This window comes from Oleiphilus sp. HI0132, assembly GCF_001635845.1.
In genome coordinates this window covers 1-533 of sequence record NZ_LWGJ01000845.1, presented here as the reverse complement: position 1 = coordinate 533, position 533 = coordinate 1, and the positions used below count along the sequence as shown (strand labels likewise).

The window sequence follows — 533 nt, the reverse complement described above, 5'->3', positions numbered from 1 at the left end:
TTGCAAAACGGTTTCAGATGGAAAGCTAAAGTGTTCATTCTCTGATCGATTTTCTGGCTTTGGCTCTGGCTCTGGCTCTGGCTTTGGCTTTGGCTTTGGCTTTGGCTTTGGCTTTGCAGCAACATGGTGATGACTAATCACAAGCGCTGGACGCAGCAATGGCTTATCCACATTAACAGTATCTAGGCTAACACCACCAGACACGGTAAGAAAAACGGCCAACATCATTCCGCAATGAACAAGCACTGACACGATAACGGTAATACGTATAGGCTTGGAAGTTGTCATGGTGAATCGGTACTTTCCGGTGCAGAGTTCGCATGAATTAAAGCCAACCACTGTTCCAACATTGCTTTTGTCAACATGCCGCTATGTGCAACCCGCTGCCCGCGAGCGGAGTAAATATAGGCTCTGGGCAATTCACCATACCAGCCTGGATCGATGTTATAGCGAAGACGTTCAGGTAAATCGCCATTGAAAAGCCAATGCTCATACTCAAGAAGCGCTTCGTTTGCTATTAAAGCTTCAATATC

General features: G+C 46.3%; 1 protein-coding gene and 1 pseudogene. Both read right to left on the bottom strand.

Annotated features, from left to right (window positions below; all coding sequences use genetic code 11):
- Positions 1–288: pseudogene (locus A3766_RS09605) on the bottom strand (hypothetical protein); the annotation flags it as partial.
- The coding region (locus A3766_RS30885) for a hypothetical protein (protein ID WP_197479490.1) at positions 285–533 on the bottom strand (249 nt) is incomplete at its 5' end. The gene A3766_RS30885 and the pseudogene A3766_RS09605, both read right to left, overlap by 4 nt.